The sequence below is a fragment of the Microcystis sp. M53603_WE2 genome, from assembly GCF_030065435.1.
Genome location: NZ_JASJFF010000308.1, coordinates 1 through 1,968 on the forward strand (window position 1 = coordinate 1; position 1,968 = coordinate 1,968).

The 1,968-nt window shown below is 44.2% G+C and carries 3 protein-coding genes; all 3 read right to left on the reverse strand.

The genetic code is table 11. The annotated features are described in order from the left end of the window. Positions 1–12: 12 nt before the first annotated feature. Positions 13–705, reverse strand: a complete 693-nt coding sequence (locus PX481_RS06665) for a M15 family metallopeptidase (RefSeq protein ID WP_125731132.1) — start codon at positions 703–705, stop codon at positions 13–15. Between the two features lie 4 nt (positions 706–709). Beyond that, positions 710–835: a hypothetical protein gene (locus PX481_RS06670; protein WP_288094062.1), complete on the reverse strand. Its 126-nt coding sequence runs from the start codon at positions 833–835 to the stop codon at positions 710–712. 153 nt (positions 836–988) lie between these two features. Then, positions 989–1,968 (reverse strand): DNA phosphorothioation system sulfurtransferase DndC (gene dndC / locus PX481_RS06675; protein WP_288094064.1); only part of this gene is annotated, 980 nt, incomplete at its 5' end.

Here is a 1,968-nt window from a genome sequence, read left to right on the forward strand (position 1 = left end):
CGCAAACCCTACTTAATCCTCCACTCTGCCATAGATGGCGTAGGCTCGATCGAGCGACCAGGCCCACATCTGATCCCCTAGGGAAAAATGCCACCATTCCCCCTTATGTCGGCTAAATCCCGCCTCCTCCATCACTTTAGCCAATAAAACTCGTTTTTGATGATAACTCTGTTCTCGCGGGCTTTTTGCGGCGATATAATAATCGGGATGCGATCGCTCACTGATCTCATCGATTTCTCCCCCCATGTCGATGGCTTGTCCCTTCTCGTTCACCAGGGTAATATCGATCGCCGCTCCGGTACTATGGGGAGGCGGAGTGGCGGCATTATCGCTGGGAACCGCCCAAATAGTGTAAACTTCTGTTAAAATCGCTTGACTTTCTGCCTCCGATAGTTTCTCTTTGGCTAATCCTTTTGTGTCTAGGAGAGTCTGAAAACTATAATCGACCATAAATTGTTGCACTTCCACCGGTCGATAGGCATCAAAAATCAAAATTTGCCAACCAGGTTGATAGACTTGCAGGCGGTTTTGAGCGTCAATCAGAGCATTTAACACCCCTTGTCGCAAAAAATAGGGAGATTTACCCCGATAATTAGCCCCTAATTTCTCGTAAGCATGGGGAGAAGGGATAACAAATTTATCTGCGGGTATAGGTACTAGGGGTTCCCCACATTCACGAATAGGAATTTTTTGGTAGGGTTTCATCTCGTCATCGGGAAACAGTAATTTTATTGATGGTCCACTCGATCGCCAGTTTACATAGGGTTTGCGGCAAAAAGTTTTTCGTGGGGGTAGGGTGTAGGGTGTGGGGTGTGGGGTGTGGGGTTTTACCCATTTTCAGGTGGTCAATTACCTAATTTTCAGGGAAAAAGTCCAGGGATTTTCCCCCCAATCACTCCAATGGTCGGCACTTTTTGAGGGAAAAAAAGTCTAAAAACCTTATCCAACAAGGTTGTTAGATTTATTCAGCAAACCCTACATAAACCCGTTATTCTTCCTCCTCATCGGTTGTAGGGAATTTCATACTGGCCCAAGTTAACTGTTTTTGCGGGTCTTTTTCCGGTTCACTAAAACTCTCCTTGAGTTGTTCTTTCACCTGAGCAATATTGCCACTTTGAGCGGCATTCTTTAGATCATAGACATAACGAGCATTTTCGATCGCTTCCTCTTTACTACGAGAACTAGACTCAAAGCATTTTTCTAGGTCTTTGTAAATACCCTTGCGAGAGATTTTGAGAAAATATTGACGTTCTGTATCGATCAGTTTAGCCAATAATTCTAGGTGCATGGAATCCTCGGCACAGATATCCGCGAGTATATCCCATTCTTCACTCCCCAAAAGATTATTATCCGCCCCCGGTCGCGGGTCTTGAAAAGTTTCTCCAGTCACTTGTTTATAAATCTTCGGTAATTGGTCATCAAATTCGTGCTTTTCTTCCCTCCAAATCCGGCGAATTTCGCTGAGTTCCTCCGTGGTAATTAGGGTAATATCTTTCATCTCCTCTGGGGCATTAGTACGCACGCTCTCCTGAGCTTCTAATACCCTTCTCAGCCAATATTCTCGCCATTTTTTAGTATAGGGTCCCGGTATGGGTTCGATCGATATTTCTCCATTTAAGTTTCTTTCAAATAATTGTACTTTCCCAAAGATACGGCGAAAATCCCGTTTTGGTCGGTCATCTTCTATATCTAATTCGTTGCGAAGCTCTAAAAGCGGTTGTAACCATTCTTTTTCTTCGTCATTCTGTATCATTGCCTCCATCGATTTATCTTTATTCACCAACGTACACACCCAACAACCTAAGCGCGAATCTCCACAGCTAGGAGTGGAAGTATCTACCACTAGGGGACATTCATTATCCGCAGTCGCTCCTCTATACATTGCTAATAATTCTTTGTTATCTCCTCCCCAGGGATTTTCCCACTGCATTAAGTACATCCATACTTCATCAGTACGCCAATCTTCTA

Coding starts and splice junctions, on each gene's coding strand:
- PX481_RS06670 (WP_288094062.1), bottom strand. CDS start 835: ATGGGTAAAACCCCACACCCCACACCCCACACCCTACACCCTACCCCC.
- PX481_RS06665 (WP_125731132.1), bottom strand. CDS start 705: ATGAAACCCTACCAAAAAATTCCTATTCGTGAATGTGGGGAACCCCTA.